This window comes from Streptococcus cuniculi (assembly GCF_004570575.1).
In the GTDB taxonomy this organism is placed as follows: domain Bacteria; phylum Bacillota; class Bacilli; order Lactobacillales; family Streptococcaceae; genus Streptococcus; species Streptococcus cuniculi_A.
The window spans coordinates 1-402 of sequence record NZ_SPPD01000097.1; the positions used below are offsets into that span (position 1 = coordinate 1).

General features: G+C 29.1%; 1 protein-coding gene and 1 pseudogene. Both read left to right on the plus strand.

Features of this window, described 5'->3' with window-relative positions; translation table 11 throughout:
• Nucleotides 1–222, plus strand: a 222-nt coding sequence (locus E4T82_RS12220) for a GHKL domain-containing protein (protein ID WP_135183001.1), incomplete at its 5' end; no start/stop codon positions are given.
• Nucleotides 219–402, plus strand: a pseudogene (locus tag E4T82_RS12225) (response regulator); the annotation flags it as partial. The gene E4T82_RS12220 and the pseudogene E4T82_RS12225, both read left to right, overlap by 4 nt.

Here is a 402-nt window from a genome sequence, read left to right on the forward strand (position 1 = left end):
CTTGTATTCATGAATAAATGTTCAAAAGATACGCCTAAGGTACATAAACTATTTGAAAATCATTATTCTACTAAAGGTCGTAAGCGTGGTATTGGGTTAACTACGTTGAAAGAAATCACTGAGAAGACAGACCATGTTTTCTTAGATACTTTTATTAATAATCAATACTTTATTCAAAAGCTTGAAATTTTAAATGATAGCAATGAGGAAGTGATTCAATGAAAATCATCATTTGTGAAGATGACCCTAAACAATTAGAGCGCATGCAGACGATTATCAATAATTATATTATGATTGAAGAAAAAGAAATGTCTATTGAACTTGCAACACGTGATCCATATGAATTATTGGATCACGTTAAATCTTCAAATGATATAGGTTGTTACTTTTTAGATATTCAAT